We start from the raw sequence: 19,411 nt of genomic DNA on the forward strand, positions 1-19,411 counted from the left end.
TTCATCATAGACATCGAAAAAACGGGCATCATTTCACTAGGAGTATGGATTGCGGATCACATACTTCGAGGGCGACCTCTATGTATATAAGGAAGGGGAGCAATAATGGAATCTGACAAGAATCATGTTGCAAAAATAAGAAAACAAGAAAAAATACTAATCATTACATGCTTTGTTGTCGGCACTATTATGCTGCTGTCCTTTCTGCGGCGGCTATTCTGAACGTCAGGAATTTTAATTTAGAAGGAGTGTTGACCTTACATGCTCACCTATGATCCAGTTGTCTACAGCCGAATCCTTACCGGGCTAACACTGTTCGTACATATCGTTTATGCCACAATTGGCGTTGGAATGCCGCTTATGATCGCGCTTGCGGAATGGATCGGGATTAAGCGCAACGATTCTTACTATCTGCTCATGGCACGGCGCTGGGCTCGCGGCTTCACCGTTACCGTAGCTGTAGGGGTTGTAACCGGCACTTGTATCGGTCTGCAGTTGAGTTTACTATGGCCGAACTTTATGAGAGTTGCAGGACAGGCTATCGCGCTCCCCTTATTTATGGAGACATTCGCCTTTTTTGTGGAAGCGATATTTCTCGGCATCTATCTGTATACCTGGGATCGCTTCAAAAATCGCATCTATCACTTTCTGCTGCTTATCCCGGTAGCCATAGGGTCTTCCGCTTCCGCCTTCTTCATTACCTCGGTAAATGGCTTTATGAACGCGCCGCGCGGATTCGATCTGGTCAACGGCAAAATGACAAATATCGAACCCATCGTAGCGATGTTCAATCCGGCAATGCCTACTAAAGTTGGACATGTTCTGGCTACGGCCTATGTAACCTGCGCCTTTATTACGGCGGCGATTTCTGCGCTGTCTCTGCTTCGCGGCCGTACTCATGCGTATTACAAAAAAGCGCTTCGCATGTCGATGGTAACCGCGCTCCTATTCTCTGTCGCTTCAGCCGTAATTGGCGACTTTTCCGGCAAGTATTTGCATGAGTACCAGCCCGAGAAGCTCGCGGCTGCGGAATGGCATTTTGAGACGAAGCCCCATGCCGAGCTCGTCTTCGGCGGCATCCTTACGGAAAAGAATGAGGTGAAATACGGATTCCGCATCCCTTATGCACTGAGTATTTTGGCGGGCGGCACGCCCGATACCGTCGTCAAAGGCCTAAATGATGTTCCCGTCGAGGAAAGGCCCCCGCTGAAGGCGTCCCATTATTTCTTCGATTCCATGGTATTCATCGGCATGTATTTGACAGTCGTGTCCCTATGGTATGTCATCTGGTTCATGCGCAATCGCAGGCAAAGCTTGAAAAAACCGCATAATCGGCTGTTGTTAAGAGCAGTAGTGCTCGGAGCTCCACTAGCGGTATTGGCGATTGAGTTCGGATGGATGTTCGCAGAGATTGGCCGCCAGCCATGGATTCTATGGAAGGTGATGACCGTAGCCGAAGGCGCGACGACCTCGACGCACGTGGATACGATGCTGTGGCTGTTCACCCTGCTGTACCTCTTGATTACCATTACTGCGATTCGTGTGATCATCCGCATGTTCAAGAGCAATCCTGCAGAGGACGAAATTAAAGCACTTGGCTGGGAAGGAGGGGGGAAGAAATGAGTTACGAATTAGTCGGCATTACCGTTCTATGGATATTCCTGTTCGGCTATTTGCTTGTCGCCTCCATCGACTTCGGAGCAGGCTTCTTCAGCTATGTCAGCACCGTGACCGGCAAGCGCCATATCATTCATAATGTGATCGAGCGCTATTTGTCTCCTGTATGGGAAGTGACAAATGTATTCTTAGTCTTCTTCTACATCGGGTTGGTCGGGTTCTTCCCGGATACGGCTTATTATTACGGAACAGCATTGCTCGTGCCAGGCAGTCTGGCGCTTATCCTGCTTGCATTGCGCGGCTCCTACTATGCCTTTAGCACATACGGGATGAAGAGCAATCGCATCTATGTGTTCCTGTACGGCGTAAGCGGATGGCTCATTCCCGCAGCGTTGTCCACTGTGCTCGCGATATCGGAAGGCGGGTACATTACGGAGGAGGCGGACGGCAGCATCTCCTTCCAGTTCCTGAGCCTATTTACGAACATCTATCCATATTCGGTTATCGTGCTTGCTCTTGTCAGCGTACTGTATATTTCCGCCATGTTCCTGACCTACTATGCTTCCAAGGCCGAGGATGAAGCAGCGCTCAACATTGTACGCAAATATGCCTTACTGTGGTCCGCTCCCACCATATTAGCCAGTTTGTTCGTATTTTACGCCATTCAGGGGCATAACGCGGAACACTTCAACAATATGATCGATCGTGCATGGATGTTCGTCGTGTCCTTCCTGTTCTTCGTCATCGCCGTCTATTACGTATGGAGAAGACGACATTACGGCCTTGCCTTTCTGTGCGTCATCTTCCAGTTCGGATTCGCATGGTTCGGCTATGGTTCGGCGCATTTGCCTTATGTGCTCTACCCGTATATCAATGTGTACGAGCACGTCACGAATCAGGCTATGGCTTACGCGCTAATCGTTGTATTCATCCTTGGGCTGCTCATTCTGCTGCCATCTCTGTTCCTGCTCCTGCGTTTGTTCCTGTTCGATGCGAACTATGTGAAAGGGATCAAAAATGGGAAAGGCGGACGTTCCGGCAAGAAGCACATCTAAGAGGATGAAGAAGCGAATATGTAATTCATACGAAGCTATGTAACGGATGAAGCGGCAGGTATGTATGTCGTGCAGTGCCATGTTGAATAAAAAGGAGCACCGAACAGATGAATCAATTTTTAATCTTTTATGCCCCGTTCATTATTGTCATTGCTTTCGTGATTGTCCTATTTTATTGGGGTTCGCGGGTAGACATGAATGAGGATGATATTTAGATCGCTGTCTTTAGGCAGCGTGTTCCAAAGGACCTTGCTGCCGTTCAAGCAAGGTCCTGTTAGTAAAGTCATGCTATCATGAGCATAATGGCATTAAAAAGATGACTTCTCAGTACATCGGCTACGCAATTGTAAGACAGTCCAGAAAGGTGAACAGACACAGCCTTGCATAACAAAGACTCCTCAAAAGATAAACTGTCCCTCATGTAAAAGACATTTTCAAAAAAGTCTAGGCAGATGGAAGAAGATGATCTCTGTATTCAACAGGGGTCATCTTTTTAAATTCCATTGATACCTGTAGTGGTTGTTTTTGTATAATTGTATACGCAAACCGTCCGTTACCAGTTGATCCAATATCCGTAACTTTTTAATTTTTCGCCAAATTTCAAGATCCTTTTATACCAAAAATAGGTTATATTTAGAATGCTGGATTACAATTTTATACAGAGGTGATGGTATTGGTGAAACCTAGTAAAGTTAGACAATTATTACTTATGACCTTGTTGTCAGTAACCTTGCTTCCCGTAACAAGTTATTCGTTGGCGGAAAATCAGGCAGCCGGTGACCCGCCCACAGTAACAGACGCCGTTTATAACGTTGCGCCTGAATCGGAGGTATTATCGAGTCTAGCATCGAGGGTAGTAAAAGTGTCGAACTCTTCACAGCTAGAGAAAGCAATTGCCCAGGCCACTCCAGGGACAACCATCGTATTGGCAAATGGTACATACACAGGAAGCAAAGCGCTGCAAATCAGTGGTAAACATGGGACGAGTAATAGTCCGATTACGATTAAAGCCGCAAACCGTGGGCGAGCGATTATTGCGGGTGCTGACGTGTTACACATTGTCCGTTCATCGTATATTGTCGTTGAAGGTCTGAAAATTACGAACACCGGAACTGCCGACCGCAGTGTAGCGGTTCAGCTTGACGGCTCGAACCATATTCGACTGACACGCAATACGTTTGCCGTTCCTGCAACTGGAAACAAGACGATCTGGCTAGAGATCAAAGGTGAGAATAGCTCTGACAACCAGATTGATCGCAACGATTTTAACGGAAAAAGCGATCCTGGACCAGTAATTGCTTTTAGTGGATTTATTAAGGGAACTAATAAACAAATCTCTCAGCGTGACGTGATTGAATACAACCATTTCCGTAACGTTACGTATTCTGAAGCAAACGGCAATGAAACGATTCGTCTTGGAATATCGAAGATTTCCTTATCCAAGGGTGAAAACAAAGTCCAATACAATCTATTCGAAAATTGTGACGGCGATCTAGAGGTGGTGTCGGTAAAATCAGGCGGCAATGAGGTCAGATATAACACTTTCATAAATAACCGTGGCGGATTGACATCCAGACATGGCCACAATAACAAGTTTTACGGCAACTTCTTTTTTGGAGATGGCGTGAAGGAGAAGGTGCTGGGCATTCGGGTATATGGAAATGATCATGAAATTTATAACAATTATATGGAAGGCATAACAGGTGATGCGATATTTCTGGACAGCGGCAAGTATGACGGTGGAACAGATGGGAAACCAAAGAATCCTACAGATGAAGATTTGAGTTCCCAATGGCGAGTGTATCGTGCAACAGTCGTAAATAACACCATTGTTAATAGTAAAGCCGGGATTACGGTCGGTTCAACGAATACGACTAAAAAATACGCCCCGACTGGAAGCTGGGTAGCCAACAATATCGTCGCGAACAAGACGGGCATCTTATATCACGAGCCTATCAGCACCGACACTGTCTATAAGGGTAATATCGGCTATGGAAGCACATTGAACAATGCGTCACGCGGCCCTTCTGAAATATTAGCCAAAGACCCAGATTTTATCATTTCGGAAGGCTTGCATAAACTATCTGCCAAGAGCCCTGCGATAAATAAAGCAGTCAGTGACAAGCAGCTTGAAAAGCGAGTAAAAGTGACAGATGATATGGATGGTCAACCACGCTCGAAAACCGATGTAGGAGCGGATGAATTTTCGGATGCGGCTAGTAGTCGCAAACCGCTTAAAGCATCTGATGTGGGTCCAAACGCACCGGAATAAACGGGATATAGGAATGGACTTACTTTTTGATTGTGTCGCAACGAACCGTTTCCCAAGTAAACTGTCCCCCATGTAAAGGACATTTAAAAAAAGTCTAGGCAGATTAAATAAGATGATCTCTGTATTCAACAGGGGTCATCTTTTTTAAATTCCATTGATACCTGTAGTATCCGCTTTTAAAACACACTTTTATTAATAGGAAAATAACAACAATAATTACTTTGAATAATGATTATATATTCCCAAACGATGTTGACATAATATATTATTATAGGTAATATAAGGATAGTTCATCATCCATACGCAGAGTTATTCTACTAAAAAATGGTGAATTAAACATATCATTTTTTGGGAGGTAATACTATGTTGAAAGGGCTTTCTGTTTCAATCCTTGCAGCAACTACATTGTTCTCTGCTGGTTCTGGTGCAGTTCTTGCGGAGCCGCTTCAAGCCTCTACTGTTGAGGCAAAAGCAGTGAGTCAAGCCTCAAGTTATGTAAGCACCAGAATTCTTTGGGGACCAGTAGCCGGTGCTTCTTATTATCGGGTTGCCATCAGGGATTTGAATTCCAACCAACGAATTGTTGTCGATCACCAATATAAAACTTATTATGATGCAACTAACCTGACACGGGGTAATCAATACAGATTTTGGTTTGGTGCATATGATAATGATGGTAGATTGATAGCTCAAGGTGAAACAATCGAAACAGTGTATGGAAATAAGTATTTCACTATTCCCCGTAAATAATAAGGATTTGAACCTTGTTGGCCTCAAGTCTCTCAAGATTTGGTTATATTAATTATCTTTTTCAAGGTAAGAGCTGTGGAAGTACTTCCACAGCTCAAATTGTTGAGACATCGTTTCGCGATGTCTTTTTTAAGTACATGGAGTTGATTATTTCTCTTTATCTTAATACTACCTCCCTGATATGTGAACTTCCCCCAAATAATTTCCCGAAAAGCATTTTTCCATTTCCAAATGTCCGCAACTTACCTATGATTTTTCACCCCAAACATTCCCATTCGACAAAAACCATGGTAAAATATAGGAAATTTCGATTGAGAATGAGAGAAGGTGCATACAGGATGGCACAGATATTGTCCATCGGTGAATTAATACATCGTTATAGGCGCAATAGCGGAATGACTTTAGCGCAATTAGCGGAATCATCCGGCGTTCATAAAGGCACAATATCCAAAATCGAAAATGAAGACGTCAAAAGACCGGAATATAAGACGCTCCGTCCGATTGCCGAAGCCTTACATATACCGCTGGAAACGGTAGTAGAAATGTACATAAGCGCTGACAAAAGAGCTGATACTCTGCTGTATGTGCTGCAGGATGCAATCCAGCATTCAGGCTCTACCGATCTGCTGCGAAAAGTAGGCACAAAATTTCTGGAATCCCCGAGCGACGACAGCCACTCCTTAGTCGAACGTCTATATGACTTTACAGCTACCGTGGAACGCAAGGAAATTCGATTGGCCTTGTACCAATTGATCGTTGACTACGCACGCGATCACGGCATTATGCCTTTTTTGGCAAAAGGCTTACTCCAGGTGTACCTCATCGAACGGGATGATTTTACTCGAATGCGGGCAGTGTACGAAAGTGGAAATCATGTCATAATGTACGCTCATTTTTTGAGCGTAGAAGACCGCATCATGTTCTATTACAAGCTAGGTATTCATGCTTATAATTTATTTTTATATCCAGAGAGTATCGAGCTTGCCCTTCATGTGGTTCAGGAAGCAGAACCTGACAATGGGTTCTACGTTCACGCTCTAGGTATATTGCGGGGAGCATATTATCAAATCGGGGATTATGACAAGTCTGAATATTACACCCACCTTTACTCACAGTATGATGGCCCTTACATTAAAGAAAATACTATGTTGATCAAAGCACAGCTCCATGCCAAAAGGGGAAATACAGATTTGGCGATAGCTCAATTTACTTCTTTGTTGGAAACAAATGACCAGCATGCAGCTTTACCAGCTTTGAATCAATTAATGGATATCTACTTACAGGAACATCGATTGTCCGAAGCTGAGAAAGTACTTACTTATCCGATTAACCCTGAACAAATCAATGATAACAATCCCAACATGATTTCACAATTAGCCGAATATTATTACCATAGAGCAAAGTATTTCATTGCCGTAGGTGAATTCGAGAGAGGTGTAACCGAGTCACTCGAAGGCGCGTTTCATTTTTCTAGGGTTGACGATGTACGTCAAGAAAAACGGTGCATTCACCTTATCATGCAAAGTCATTTGACTATGGAAATAACGATGACCATATCAACGATAAAAAAATTGACGGAATACTACCAACAAACCCATAGGGAGGGATTACGGTGAAGCGTTTCGTGCCCAAAGTATATATTGCTCTTCTGAGTGCTGTCATTATCGGGGAAGCTGCGATGGCCGCAATGTTTGGTAATTCGGACAATTTGCCTTGGTAACTACGAGGGGATTCCATAGCCGTTATTGAATTTTTCTCTATTATTGGAGTAACAACATTTTTGGCGACATTGGGAAATGATAACGGACATCACCCATGGTAAGAGTACCAGCTTGGTACTCTTTTTTGTTTTTAAAAAAGTTTCCCTATAATCCCTTTTATTAGAATTCGATAGACACATTGTATACTAATAGTAAAGAAAGGGCGGCGCCCCATTATTCCCCCTAATCCGAGGTGACGGACTATTATATACTGTGATGATCTATTACATAAAATTGATGGACTCAGGCAAGAACTAACCTGCCTCGTGAACCAGAAGAATAATCTTATCGATGACGAAGTGATCCAAATTAGCCAGCTTCTAGACATTTACATACTGGAACATCAGAAGAGATGCATGAAAAGAACAAAGCAGAGATAAGATTCTTATTTTCCACACAGCATTTTACAGGTAGACAAGCTCCTCTTCAATCAACGAGAAATATTTAGAATCCGAACCCATTTGAAAAAATTTAATAAGTATGAGGACATCTTTACACATCTATATGTGACAGATTTGTTAATAAAAAGAAATAACAAAGGATACGACGTTTTTATATAGAAATATATTCCTGTACCAAAATATAGAAGGGAGATTGCAATCATGATCACAAAAAAGAATTTGGTAGTTGCAGTACTCACTCTCTCATTAGGTCTAGGGTTTGCGGCAGGAGCTACACCTGCGCTTGCCCATGCGGATTCATCCGCATCGAACAGCACTTCGGTCTCGACCCTGGACAAACAGGATCAATCCACTTTCACCGGATTTGTTAGTTCCATTAGCGACACGTACATGACCATTGTAAATGCGCCCACAAAAGAGCAAGCCTTGCAAGGAGAGTGGTGGGAACTCGTTAATCAAGGGAAAATATTATTAGTTCCGGTTCCAGAAAATGAAATCTATGCAGTAGGCGACCAGTTAAATGTGTATTACAAAGCGATGACGATGTCGCTTCCGCCAATTGCGATTATGCCTGTCCTTGAAAAAATCACAGAGTAGTCGAAAAATAGCATAATGCTAACCCGGCATCATTCAGATGCCGGGTTTTACGTATTTTCACAATACTTTTGTCTGGTTCTGCCACAGCTTACGAACAAAAAGAGCATTCGCTGCGATTACCGCTTATAAAAAGGAAGCATTTTCACCTAAAAAGTTTGACTGCCAATCTGTAGATTGATTTCCTCGTAAGTAATTTTCTTAGTCTCGTTATCTCCAAACTTACGAACAACAGGTGTAGGATTTTGATTAAAATTCATACTTAAGCTTTGGTTAGAATAGTGACCGGCAGGATCGATGTAATATTTATAATCAATTATTTTTTCTATATCTATTTCAGCATAAGCAATTCCTTCCGTTTCTGCAGGAATCATATCGCTAATTGGTTCTCCATCAGGTCCATAAATACAAGTATGTCCACTCTTAAATGTATCGAAGTATTCTTTTTGTTCAGGTGTTAAACAAATCATGCTTTTCATTTTTTCCGAATATATAGAGGATGTCATTAAAACAAAGGTTTGAGTTGAAATAGCATAATATCGACTTGAGATTTCATCATCAAAGTATCCTGGCCAGGAGGCTACGTGTACTTGTTCATTTTGTGAATTCATTGCAAGCAGATTTAAAGGAACCTGGTGTTCCCAACACATCAGTCCGCCCAAATTACCAAGCTCTGTTTTAAATACTGGCATCAAGCCTCCACTTCCGTCCCCCCATATAAGTCTTTCAGCAACAGATGCTCTCATCTTTCGATGTTTTCCAATTAAATCCCCCTTGGGATTAAACCAAAGTTGAGTTAAATATAAAGATCCACCATCTTTTTCACTACAAGAAATACATACGTAAGTTTCGTGTTTCCTAGCTGCTTCACTTATTTTTTGAATAGCCAAGCTTGGAATTTCAACTGCATTTTTGTAGAGGTCCTTATAGAATTTTTTTGTATATTCTGGATGACCAATAAACGCAAACCAAGGATAACCAGGAAGAAAAGCTTCGGGAAAAGCAACTAATTTTGCATCATTTGATGCTGCTTCAGCAATCAATTTGCAAGATTTCTCAACTGTTGCATCTAAATCCAAGTATACAGGTGCAGCCTGGACGGCTGCTGCGCGATATTTAGGATAATTTCCCACAATAAATTTCTCCTTTTGTAATTATTTATAATTATTTAAGTACAAATAATTATTTAATTACAAATTAACATGTAAGAATTCGTTTGTAACCATCCACTTTCCACTTTTTTACTCATCCACTTTCCATTTTTATTAATTTGATCAAAGAGAAATATAAACCTCAATCGATGAAACGTTGACTGCTTTTCAAATCGGTCGCTCTCTAAGGTTTTCGTTACGATAACGCCGTTGCTGAAGCCACATTTAGGAGTTCATTAGCAAATGAACTTTCATAGCTAGAAGATCATTAGTTCAATTTACACGGTATCTTTCTAAAAATTAGCAACGTATTTATTCGGAATAATATCAAAATCCTCCTCAAGAATCTGACAAAACTCTTCTTCGTTTATCGTTCGTTTTCTTTTTTTACCGTTTTTGGTTTGTGTAAAACTTCGTTTCGTTAGTGAAATATGCCCGCCTTCAATTAATTTACAGACAATATGTCTTTTGTTAAAGGGGGATTCTGGGTGCTCAACAATCGTATTTTGTACCAGATTTACTTTATCAGTATCTATTTCATCTAATGTAAATGCATACCCAACACACCATGTATTTGTAGGTTCAGAATCAAGGAAATGAGCACTCTCCCCATTCTCCCCTTTTTTCATTTCTAGCAGATAGGTTCCTTTCTCAGTATTTTGTTTACGGATACGGTATTTTCCGGTTTGGGATGAGATGACTTCACCGCTGAATGGGACTGGATATAAGGGAAGATGTGAGGCAAATCCCCCGTCTATAATATATTTCTGATCATTATGATTTAAAATAATAATGACATGCCCATCATCAGGCTTCCAATTATTAGTCCCCAAATCATAGACCGTACCAACTACTCGATAGACATCAAACCCACAATCAACCAAAAAATAGTATAATAAGGAATTGAGTTCGTAACAGAGTCCTCCGCGATGGGTTAACAGCAATTTTTCTTGAACACTCGCTCTAGAAATGTTGCGGACATTCTTATCCATGACGTCTAAATTTTCATAGGGCAATACATATCCCATTTGCAGTAAGATTCCATGTAAATCCTCAAAGGTTACATCTTCTTTTGGAGATATCTGCAACCGAGAGAAAAAATCTTTTTGTAATTCAGTTAACACTTTACAATCACTCCCATTTATACATATTTAATCCATTTGTTTTAATGTTACGCCAATTAAAATATATAATCAAGTCTAAAAGTATTCTGGAACGGCCAGCTTCCTGTAAATCCACCGACGCGGTATGCGCCCGGCTCAATTTAATGTTCTTTTTATCAATAAAAAAATTCCCAAAATTCTAAATGTGACAGATTTGTTAATAAAAAGAAATAATAAAGGATACAAAGCTTTTATATAGAAATATATTCCTGTACCAAAATATAGAAGGAGGGTTACAAACATGATTACGAAAAAAAATTTGGTAGTTGCGGTACTCACTCTCTCATTAGGTTTAGGGGTTGCAGCAGGAGCGACACCTGCGCTTGCCCATGCGGATGAATCCGCATCGAACAACATTTCGGTCTCGGCCGTGGATAAACAGGATCAATCCACTTTCACTGGCTTTGTCAGTTCCGTTGGCGACACGTACATGACCATTGTAAATGCGCCCACAAAAGAGCAAGCCTTGCAAGGAGAGTGGTGGGAGCTCGTTAATCAGGGAAAAATATTATTAGTTCCTGTTCCGGAAAATGGGACATATGCAGTAGGCGACCAATTAAATGTGCATTACAAAGCGATGACAAAGTCGCTTCCGCCAATTGCGATCATGCCTGTCCTTGAAAAAATTACAGAGTAATTCCAAAAAATTTCATATAATGTCCACCCGGTGTCGTTCAGATGCCGGGTTTTATATATGTTTACCGTACTTTTCTCGAGGTCTGCCCCTGCATAAACGATACAGTCACACAACAAAACCACAGGAAACAAAGGATCCTGTGGTCTACTTGCATGACGAATATGTTGTTCATTTGAATCGCACAGTGAAGAAACATGCTGTCTACAGTTGAAGCTTTTTTGCTTGTTCCTTAATATAATCTGCGGTTCGCAGCGCGAGCGACATTACGGTGTTTGTTGGATTGCCGCCTCCGGAGGTCACGAATATGCTGGCATCGCAGACGAACAGATTCGGGATATCGTGGCATTGCCCGTACGAATTGACGACCGAAGACTGTGGATTACTGCCCATCCGGCAGCCTCCCATAAGATGAGCAGTATCCGGCACGATATATTTGACCTCTCCGCCCTCCGCTTCCAGAATGGCGCTCATTGTGCCTACGGCATGGTCGATAAGGTTGCGGTCATTCTCTCCATAGCTGAACGTAACCTTGGCTCGCGGCACGCCGTTCTCGTCCTGCTCATCGGTTAGCGTTACGCGGTTGTCCGGATTCGGCAGCACTTCTCCTACCATCGTAATTCTTCCGTAGTAATTATAGTCTAGCAGTTCTTCCTTAAGCCGACTCCCCCAGATCGGGCCTGTACGGGCCTTGCTCAAACCTTGGGCGAATCCGACGGGTCTTGCTCCATGTGCATGGAGGGTGTAGCCTCGCGCAAATCCCCTGCTCTTGTCCGTCTCATAAAAGTCTTGTGTCGTTGCCAATACCGGCGTCCCCTTGTACAGACGAATATCGCGGTCGAACTTCGCGTATACATCCTCGCTGCTATGCGGCATGATCGCTTTGCCGACCCACCCGCTGCTATTGGCAAGCCCGTCCGGAAATTGGCTGTTTGCGGAATGAAGCAATAATCGCGGGGTCTCAACCGCGTAGGCGGACAAAATAACCACCTTTGCCTTCTGCTCATAGGTCACGCCTTCATGCACGAACGTTACGCCAGTTGCCTTGCCGTCGCTTCCCGTCAATACTTGCGTTACCATACAATCGGCAAGTACCTCTGCCCCAGCATTGATCGCCTTCGGGATATGCACAATTAAGGTGCTGAATTTCGAATTCGGCATGCATCCTTGATTGCAGAAGCCTCTATTAATGCACGGCGGACGGCCGTCGAATGGTGCCGATATAATCGCAAGGGGCGGAACGGAAGATCGAATCCCCAGCTTTTCGCAGCCCTTCATGAACACATAAGCATTCGGACTCAGCGGATCCCGTTCCGGATGCGGATAAGGGCCATGATAGCTGCCCCAAGGAAAATGCTTCGGACCGGACACCGCTATTTCTTTCTCAATGCGCGAGTAATACGGCTCCAGATCCTCATACTGTATGGGCCAGTCCTCCCCTACGCCATCCAACGTTCTTGTTCGAAAGTCAGATTCATGGAAACGTAGAAAAACGGCCGTAAAATGTACCGTTCCCCCGCCTACGCCGCGCCCTGAATTGTTATGTCCCATCGTCAGCGGGTCTTTTCCATCTACAATACGAGTATCCTGCCAGCCTAAATTTTTCATCGTAAGCTCATCGCTTGCAAAATCCTGCTGCGGATCGCGGAATGGACCTGCTTCCAGCACAACAACGCGAAATCCAGCCTCGCTCAATTCCTTCGCAAGCACCCCGCCCGCAGCACCGGCGCCTACGATTACGACATCAGCCTCATCGGCAAATTTACGCAGTATCATGCTTCTTCCTTCGCCTCCCATGGATCAAGCCTTCCGATATCGCCGCGAACATAGCCGCGCGGATATGCGGGACCGGCATACCCCATCTCCGACCATACAACTGGATACGAGCAATACGCCTCGACAGTCAGATTCAGCATTTTCACGAACCATTCTCGCTGGAGATCACTTGACCATGTTGCAAAACCCGCTCTTCCTTCGCTAATTTGCTGCAGGACTTCGGTCACCTTCTGCACGTCCCATTTGGTTGCTTTTGTTCCCGTCAGTTGACACATGAGTTGGCCTACATGCTGAATGCCCTCAAGTATGAGCGTTTTCCGTTCCGGTATGCCAGCTTTACGTTCTCCTTCCCCCGTCGTTTCCTTCAATGTCCGGTCGACATGGGCAAGCACGTATCGAATCACTTCCTCGCGCTCGTCATCGACAAGCGCGGAGCATATTTGCCGCAGCAGCAGTTGTTCCTCGCCATCCAACACGACACAAGATTGCGGCTTTAGCACCCTGTTCGTCACGATGGCTTGCGTATGGGTGTCCCATGCTTCACGTTCATCCATCACATTGAAGGAAGGATACCGAGTTCTTTTCACCATCAATAATCACCCCCGTACAGTGTTCTTCATCATTACGTCCGCCAATACAGCGCAATAAGCCCGAGCAAGCTCATCGCCGTAACCATAAGCGGCATGATGACAGGCGGACCGATCAGAAAGTTATGAGATTTATAACCGCCGACCCGCTTGCCTACGCCGCGTACATGAAAATAGAAGCCGATAAGCCCCGCCAAAGCTCCTACCCACATCAGGATTTGGAATGTACCGCGCAGCCAAGCCGCGTGATAACAGACGAGGATCAACCCGAACACGAAAAATAGCGGAGCTGCCAGTACAGGCACCCACATCGCTTTATGGTGAAAATTTTGCCGATAATGAGACATCGTCACTTGTATGCCAATTAAACAAAATGCCAAGCTGACGAACAAAATGAGCATTCGATCGATTGGCCAGCCTTCCCATCCCATCGCCTTCCCTCTTTCTCGTTAAATTTGTTCTAATTTGCTGCGATTGCCGCTTATAAAAGTGTTCCAACATATCCCATACTTAAAACATAGCCCTATCATCATTTCTCTCATGGAGGTTCCTCTTGCTAATTCACAAGATCGACACGTATCCGTTGTTATATCGAATCCCCCGTCCGTACGGCGATGCCAATGGTCTAAAAAAATTCCGTTCCACTTACCTGATCAGAATTACAACGAAATCCGGGCTTACCGGTTGGGGCGAATGCTCGGGATGGCTTCCCTCCTTGAAAGCAGAATTTGAACAGGCCGTCATTCCTTTCCTGCTTGGAAAGGATGCTCGGGAGCGAAATTCAATCATTGCGGCATTGACCAAGCAGAAGCATGATAGACCGGCGGCCGCAGTTAGCATGGCATTGACGGAAATCGTTGCGAATCATGCGAAATTATCGGCATGGGAGCTTTGGGGCGGTGCGGTTAGACGCTCGCTTCCGGTGTACGCATCGTTCCAATCGTACTCAGAAACAATGGATTGGATGAACCATTCGCTGCGCGATATTGAGGGGGCAGTTCTCCAGGGATTTACGAATCTGAAGATAAAGGTAGGGGGAAAAGCACTTAACGATGATATTCGGCATGTCCGCGCCATTCAGGAGCGATATGGGAAGCATGTACGAATTGCATTGGACGCCAATGGCAGCTACGATGCCGCAGCAGCTTGCAACTGGAACTCCCTGCTCGAACAGTATGACAATTGGCTCTGGTTCGAAGAACCGATTCCTCTGCACGCATGGGATCAATATGCGCATTGTCGGCATAAGCTGCAAATTCCGATTGCGGGTGGCGAAAATATCGCGACTCCTGCCATATTCCATCATGCCATAAATCAGCAAGCACTGGATATTGTTCAGCCTGACCCGCTTCATCTTGGCGGAATCGATTCTTATCGCGATGTGCTCAAGCTTGCGCGTACGGCGGCCATCCGTGTATCCCCGCATACCTTCGATGGCGCATTAGCCCGGTGGTACGCAATATTAGCCCACGCATGCTTGCCTCCCTGGAGTAAAATGAACACGGACGAAGCGATTGAACCAATTGAGTGTGATGTGATGGACAATCCGTTTGCAGAATTGGCGCCGATTCGCGTTCATCAAGGAGTCGTAGACATTCCAGATGGAACCGGCATCGGGCTGGCTATCGATGAAGAAATGCTCAGCCATTACCGCTGGGACGGATCGCGGTATTGGTAGCTGCATGTGAGCCTTGTTTGCAAATAAAAAAGGCGAAGCCGGGGCTTCGCCTTTCGTTCAATCTGCTTCTAGTTGGAAATACATCATTACTAAGAGATATGATGGGTACAGCGTCCGCCTGATTTAATGGAATCTGTAATTGCAATCTAATCCCCTACTCATCAAAGAGATTACCAACAATGGGTTCCTCAATCGGCTTTAAATCATCAAAATACTTTAGCTTAAAAAGTTCTTTAATAGTCAAACAAATGTATTCTTTACTGACTTCTTAACCAACAATAAAGCTAGTTCAGTATCTTCAAGAAAGATTACCTTGAAATTTCCCATGTAGTCGTCTCCATTGTTATTTCGCTCTTCCCTTTCCACCAACTTCTCTAGCTTTTCCTATGCCCCCGATTACTGGCCCCAATGAAGCCAAAGCTTCCGCAAAGGAGATTTCCTGATGCCATTTACTGTAATCCTTGGCTAACTCCGCTCTTGCCCAGTCCGCATTTCCTGCACTATTCTTGTATGCACTTGTTTGCGTTAATAAACCAAACAAATAATTAAAACGATTAGTATCATATACTTCTGCATACTCTCGACTTAACAAGTCATAAGCGTATGAATATGCTCTACTTTCGGTAGATGTTATCTTCATGATTGCTGCTGCGAGAAGCATTTTATATGTGCGTACAGGGGTATCAGAGGAATATCATACGGGGGTGATGAGGGTTAGGTTCTTTCGGGGCTTACCGCCCGATTCATTCGGCACTGGGGGGTAAAAGAAAGACCTTGAGGATTGCCGCCCTCAAGGTCTCTGATAATTACTAATTTGAATCTCGATAGTTTCCTGCCATTTTTTTTACTAACTCATGGATTTGGTCAATATGCCAAATATAGTCTGAGTATTTCAAGTGCAGTTGTAGCAGGGTTTCAACCGTTTCATCTACTGAAAGCAAATTACTGTTTTCAAGTTTGGATAAGGTATCCCCCAGTTCAGTAATCATTACCTGGAAATCCTTCAAATTAGTATCTTGCTCATTTAATTCTTCCTGAGTGATTACTTTCACTCGACATGAATCATTTATACGGGAAAGGATGTTATATGTCCTGAATAATTCGTCTTGCATATATTTCCTCCTTTTTAAGGAATTCTTCGCCCTTCTTTTAATGCCGCTTCCGTCTTTTTAGCATTAAACGAGCCATCCAAATTCAACACTGCTTTAACTTTTCCTCGACTATCGAAAACTTCCATGTGGTCACGATGTAATGTATCTAAATAATATTGGTCACCTTTCTTCAAATAATAATTACCTGTTTTCCCAGTAACCTCGTAAACCGATGCACCTTTAACCATATTACTTGTTTTTCGCGAAAGATTCTTTAACGAAGAACCAAAATCAAGTCTAAAGAACTCCGACATATTATTGGCTTTAAGAATCTCACAGTTATGCACCCAAATCCCAAGATTCGATACAAAGTAAGAATGGAAATCGGCTACCTCAAAGTTATAAACTTTTGCTTCACGCGGCTCTTTTTCAATCTTATCTATCGCTAGATTAGTACCGATACTCGAAACAAGCAAGTCGCCAACCTTCAAGTCTTTAACAAACGTCCATCCCTTACCATCCAACCAAAACGGATGCTCACCCGTAACCTCGATGATTTCATCCCCGATGTGGACGTAATAAATTTCGTCAGCTTGTTTTTGGAACAACCCCACGACCTCTTTATACGCCACTTCTCCTGTTTCGTCAGACTTGGCAAGTACTTTATCCCCTACCTCGATTTCCTCGATAGGTTTCTCCCCTTCGTCTGTTAATACCTTTGTCCCTGCTGTAAAACAATTACACTTTGCAAGTGAATTCACTGCTTTACTAACTTTAGATCCAACTTTACCTGCTTTTAATACTTTTCCCCAAGGTAGAAATGATCTACAGTCAGGGCTTTTTCATTCAGAGAGCCATCAGGATTTAAAAGCGTATTTACATCATCAAGTATTAAAAAGTTGGCTCCTTCAACTAACAATGTTTTACCTGCTTCGGCCTGTGCTTTTAGAATCGTTTCGCAATGCCCCGGACTCGCAGCACACGTCATTGCAGGTGTTGGTGCCATCGGTATCCCAATATGTCCACTCGGATCTACGTATTTCAATGGATTATTCTTTACATACGTATACAAATTCAAGCTCAGCGGGTTCTTGATGTCCCCTTCATACGTATCCTAGTTAATAAAGCGTACTTCATTGTTTGTAAGAAGGATTTAATGTAACCTCGTATGCAAGATTAAATCTCTTGAAATTGTTGTTTCAATCAAGGTTTTTGCGGTAAAATGTAATTCATGGATGGAGGTAAAAGAGAAAGACCTTAGCGAACCCTTCACAAGGCTATTTGCCAAATATCTCTTTGATTCTTTCACGGTCAAAATCCAGTATCCAATCATTGTACTGTTCGTAAATCGACATTAGCATTTCCTTATTTACAGCTACAATGTCAAATCCTCTGTCGTCGTAAAGATAAAAAATAATTTTTTTAGTCTTATTAATTAAAAATATATCCCCAATAATACTACTGACTTCATTTCCTATTGTTCGATTAGCAACTGCCCGTATCAGATTATCAATAATCAAATCTTGGACTTTCACCTTAGCACAGTATCGTATGGTTACTGTATCATCATCTTCATCCCTATCTTTGTATCTGTATTCCTGTTCTTTCTTACAAACTTGTTTTACATCTAAACCACTGATAAAAGTTTCGAATACTTTTAAAACATCATTTTCAAAAGAAGCAACTTGCTGTTCATCCCAACAATCCATAAATAGGACAAAATATATATCATCATTGTCCTGATTGACTGCGTCAAAAAGAGTAACAGCCCTATGTTTTACTTGCTGTACTCTTTTTTCAGGAACATCAATATCTCCACCTGCTTCAAATCTAATACCAACTTGAGCATTGTAGAAAAGAGGGCTTTTCAACTCGATTCCTGAAAAATCACTTAAAAGCAATTCATCCAGATAAATATTTTCCATACCATACTCCTTTTGTATAAGCCGCAAAGAAACAAAAATGTTTACTCTACGGCTATACTCAACTTTATATTCTATTTCAGCTTAATGACTGTACCAGTTTGACTCTTATGTTTTCCAATTATAAAATTACCGTATTCATTTGCATCGGCGACCCAGTGTAGTTCATTACCTCTCTTTTCAAAGACTTTAAATGCTGAACCACCATGTCCAGTTGTATCCTTTGCCCACCAATAACCTTTCTTCGTATTATCTTGATAAGCTGTGACCTTTTGTCCATTAAAATTATAAGTGACTTTGGCTTTGGCATTTGTTTTTATATCCCATTTCGTTGTTTCATTCGCTCTTCCCTTTCCACCAACTTCTCTAGCTTTTCCTATGCCCCCGATTACTGGCCCCAATGAAGCCAAAGCTTCCGAAAAGGAGATTTCCTGATGCCATTTACTGTAATCCTTGGCTAACTCCGCTCTTGCCCAGTCCGCATTTCCTGCACTATTCTTGTATGCACTTGTTTGCGTTAATAAACCAAACAAATAATTAAAACGATTAGTATCATATACATCTGCATACTCTCGACTTAACAAGTCATAAGCGTATGAATATGCTCTACTTTCGGTGGAAGTTACCTTCATGGTCGCTTTGAGAATGGAATTCATCTCTGAAGGTATATATCTGTTCCCGCTAGAATTGCGGATTTCAGTTTCAATTTAAAGTGTATGGCTCCATTGTAGTACAGGCGATACCTTCTCAGATCAGCATTATAAAAAAGTGGCACCAACTAAAAGTGTAGTGTTGGTGCCAGAGCTATTTTGTTTTTTATACTCTACTTGACAGGCAATGTCATTAAGTTAATAGAGTAATGACCTGCGGATGTAAAATTGGCGAATGACTATAAGCTAAGTCGTCCGCCAATTTTATATTTCTGGCATGACAAATACAGATGCACTACCTGCATCTGTG

20 protein-coding genes and 1 pseudogene are annotated in these 19,411 nt (G+C 42.9%); 10 read left to right on the forward strand and 11 right to left on the reverse strand.

Annotated features, from left to right (window positions below; all coding sequences use genetic code 11):
- The first annotated feature begins 261 nt into the window (after nucleotides 1-261).
- The 4 genes from ACQ5BJ_RS24610 to ACQ5BJ_RS24625 all read left to right on the forward strand — a co-directional run bounded on the left by ACQ5BJ_RS24610 (nucleotide 262) and on the right by ACQ5BJ_RS24625 (nucleotide 4,944).
- A complete protein-coding gene (locus ACQ5BJ_RS24610; protein WP_005551601.1) occupies nucleotides 262-1,623 on the forward strand; it encodes a cytochrome ubiquinol oxidase subunit I in 1,362 nt (453 codons plus the stop codon).
- Nucleotides 1,620-2,672 carry a cytochrome d ubiquinol oxidase subunit II gene (locus ACQ5BJ_RS24615; protein WP_005551603.1) on the forward strand — a complete coding sequence of 351 codons (1,053 nt, stop codon included), beginning with the start codon at nucleotides 1,620-1,622 and terminating at the stop codon, nucleotides 2,670-2,672. Before ACQ5BJ_RS24610 ends, ACQ5BJ_RS24615 begins: the two co-directional genes overlap by 4 nt.
- 107 nt (nucleotides 2,673-2,779) lie before the next feature.
- Entirely contained in the window at nucleotides 2,780-2,887 is a 108-nt protein-coding gene (cydS, locus tag ACQ5BJ_RS24620; protein WP_005551605.1) for a cytochrome bd oxidase small subunit CydS, read from the forward strand.
- A 452-nt stretch (nucleotides 2,888-3,339) separates the two neighbouring features.
- The gene (locus ACQ5BJ_RS24625) at nucleotides 3,340-4,944 is read left to right on the forward strand and encodes a polysaccharide lyase 6 family protein (RefSeq protein WP_430112807.1); all 1,605 of its coding nucleotides are present in this window, start codon (nucleotides 3,340-3,342) and stop codon (nucleotides 4,942-4,944) included.
- 103 nt (nucleotides 4,945-5,047) lie between these two features.
- On the opposite strand, the gene ACQ5BJ_RS24630 is transcribed toward ACQ5BJ_RS24625, so the two are convergent.
- A complete protein-coding gene (locus ACQ5BJ_RS24630; protein ID WP_372515465.1) occupies nucleotides 5,048-5,131 on the reverse strand; it encodes an IS3 family transposase in 84 nt (27 codons plus the stop codon).
- 176 nt (nucleotides 5,132-5,307) lie between these two features.
- On the opposite strand from ACQ5BJ_RS24630, the gene ACQ5BJ_RS24635 reads away from it, so the two are divergent.
- From ACQ5BJ_RS24635 to ACQ5BJ_RS24650, 4 genes are all read left to right on the forward strand, one after another.
- The gene (locus tag ACQ5BJ_RS24635; protein ID WP_005551609.1) at nucleotides 5,308-5,694 is read left to right on the forward strand and encodes a hypothetical protein; all 387 of its coding nucleotides are present in this window, start codon (nucleotides 5,308-5,310) and stop codon (nucleotides 5,692-5,694) included.
- 338 nt (nucleotides 5,695-6,032) lie between these two features.
- Nucleotides 6,033-7,310 (forward strand): helix-turn-helix domain-containing protein, encoded by a 1,278-nt coding sequence (locus ACQ5BJ_RS24640; RefSeq protein WP_430113422.1) that lies wholly within the window; start codon nucleotides 6,033-6,035, stop codon nucleotides 7,308-7,310.
- A 377-nt stretch (nucleotides 7,311-7,687) separates the two neighbouring features.
- Nucleotides 7,688-7,834, forward strand: coding sequence for an aspartyl-phosphate phosphatase Spo0E family protein (locus ACQ5BJ_RS24645; protein ID WP_268598920.1), 147 nt, complete (start codon nucleotides 7,688-7,690; stop codon nucleotides 7,832-7,834).
- A gap of 222 nt (nucleotides 7,835-8,056) precedes the next feature.
- On the forward strand, nucleotides 8,057-8,452 hold the full coding sequence (locus ACQ5BJ_RS24650) for a DUF3221 domain-containing protein (protein WP_268622420.1): 396 nt from the start codon (nucleotides 8,057-8,059) through the stop codon (nucleotides 8,450-8,452).
- Nucleotides 8,453-8,598: 146 nt separating this feature from the next.
- On the opposite strand, the gene ACQ5BJ_RS24655 is transcribed toward ACQ5BJ_RS24650, so the two are convergent.
- Nucleotides 8,599-9,585: a carbon-nitrogen hydrolase family protein gene (locus ACQ5BJ_RS24655; RefSeq protein ID WP_040737100.1), complete on the reverse strand. Its 987-nt coding sequence runs from the start codon at nucleotides 9,583-9,585 to the stop codon at nucleotides 8,599-8,601.
- Nucleotides 9,586-9,893: 308 nt separating this feature from the next.
- Complete coding sequence (locus tag ACQ5BJ_RS24660; protein ID WP_171420040.1) at nucleotides 9,894-10,724, reverse strand: arylamine N-acetyltransferase family protein; 831 nt, start codon at nucleotides 10,722-10,724, stop codon at nucleotides 9,894-9,896.
- Nucleotides 10,725-11,004: 280 nt separating this feature from the next.
- Between ACQ5BJ_RS24660 and ACQ5BJ_RS24665 the strand changes: the two genes are divergently transcribed.
- The gene (locus tag ACQ5BJ_RS24665) at nucleotides 11,005-11,400 is read left to right on the forward strand and encodes a DUF3221 domain-containing protein (protein ID WP_262866888.1); all 396 of its coding nucleotides are present in this window, start codon (nucleotides 11,005-11,007) and stop codon (nucleotides 11,398-11,400) included.
- Nucleotides 11,401-11,601: 201 nt separating this feature from the next.
- Here the strand turns inward: ACQ5BJ_RS24665 and ACQ5BJ_RS24670 are convergent, their stop codons facing one another.
- The 3 genes from ACQ5BJ_RS24670 to ACQ5BJ_RS24680 are packed head-to-tail and all read right to left on the reverse strand — an operon-like array spanning nucleotide 11,602 to nucleotide 14,191.
- Nucleotides 11,602-13,173, reverse strand: coding sequence for a GMC family oxidoreductase (locus ACQ5BJ_RS24670; protein ID WP_005551645.1), 1,572 nt, complete (start codon nucleotides 13,171-13,173; stop codon nucleotides 11,602-11,604).
- Nucleotides 13,170-13,763 carry a gluconate 2-dehydrogenase subunit 3 family protein gene (locus ACQ5BJ_RS24675; RefSeq protein ID WP_005551646.1) on the reverse strand — a complete coding sequence of 198 codons (594 nt, stop codon included), beginning with the start codon at nucleotides 13,761-13,763 and terminating at the stop codon, nucleotides 13,170-13,172. The genes ACQ5BJ_RS24670 and ACQ5BJ_RS24675 overlap by 4 nt, the downstream gene beginning before the upstream one ends.
- Nucleotides 13,764-13,795: 32 nt before the next feature.
- Nucleotides 13,796-14,191: a hypothetical protein gene (locus ACQ5BJ_RS24680; RefSeq protein WP_163979062.1), complete on the reverse strand. Its 396-nt coding sequence runs from the start codon at nucleotides 14,189-14,191 to the stop codon at nucleotides 13,796-13,798.
- Between the two features lie 122 nt (nucleotides 14,192-14,313).
- Between ACQ5BJ_RS24680 and ACQ5BJ_RS24685 the strand changes: the two genes are divergently transcribed.
- On the forward strand, nucleotides 14,314-15,438 hold the full coding sequence (locus ACQ5BJ_RS24685) for a mandelate racemase/muconate lactonizing enzyme family protein (protein ID WP_430112813.1): 1,125 nt from the start codon (nucleotides 14,314-14,316) through the stop codon (nucleotides 15,436-15,438).
- A 343-nt stretch (nucleotides 15,439-15,781) separates the two neighbouring features.
- On the opposite strand, the gene ACQ5BJ_RS24690 is transcribed toward ACQ5BJ_RS24685, so the two are convergent.
- From ACQ5BJ_RS24690 to ACQ5BJ_RS24710, 5 genes and pseudogenes are all read right to left on the reverse strand, one after another.
- A complete protein-coding gene (locus ACQ5BJ_RS24690) occupies nucleotides 15,782-16,078 on the reverse strand; it encodes a hypothetical protein (RefSeq protein WP_430112815.1) in 297 nt (98 codons plus the stop codon).
- Nucleotides 16,079-16,247: 169 nt separating this feature from the next.
- Complete coding sequence (locus ACQ5BJ_RS24695; RefSeq protein WP_005548834.1) at nucleotides 16,248-16,550, reverse strand: hypothetical protein; 303 nt, start codon at nucleotides 16,548-16,550, stop codon at nucleotides 16,248-16,250.
- A gap of 14 nt (nucleotides 16,551-16,564) precedes the next feature.
- A pseudogene (locus ACQ5BJ_RS24700) lies at nucleotides 16,565-17,643 on the reverse strand (polymorphic toxin-type HINT domain-containing protein); the annotation flags it as partial.
- Nucleotides 17,644-17,806: 163 nt separating this feature from the next.
- Nucleotides 17,807-18,454, reverse strand: a complete 648-nt coding sequence (locus ACQ5BJ_RS24705) for a DUF3885 domain-containing protein (RefSeq protein ID WP_268600865.1) — start codon at nucleotides 18,452-18,454, stop codon at nucleotides 17,807-17,809.
- A gap of 71 nt (nucleotides 18,455-18,525) precedes the next feature.
- Entirely contained in the window at nucleotides 18,526-19,107 is a 582-nt protein-coding gene (locus ACQ5BJ_RS24710; RefSeq protein ID WP_430112818.1) for a hypothetical protein, read from the reverse strand.
- Nucleotides 19,108-19,411: the final 304 nt, after the last annotated feature.

It is taken from the genome of Paenibacillus sp. B1-35 (assembly GCF_050474385.1).
GTDB classification, from domain to species: Bacteria; Bacillota; Bacilli; order Paenibacillales; family Paenibacillaceae; genus Paenibacillus_B; species Paenibacillus_B alvei.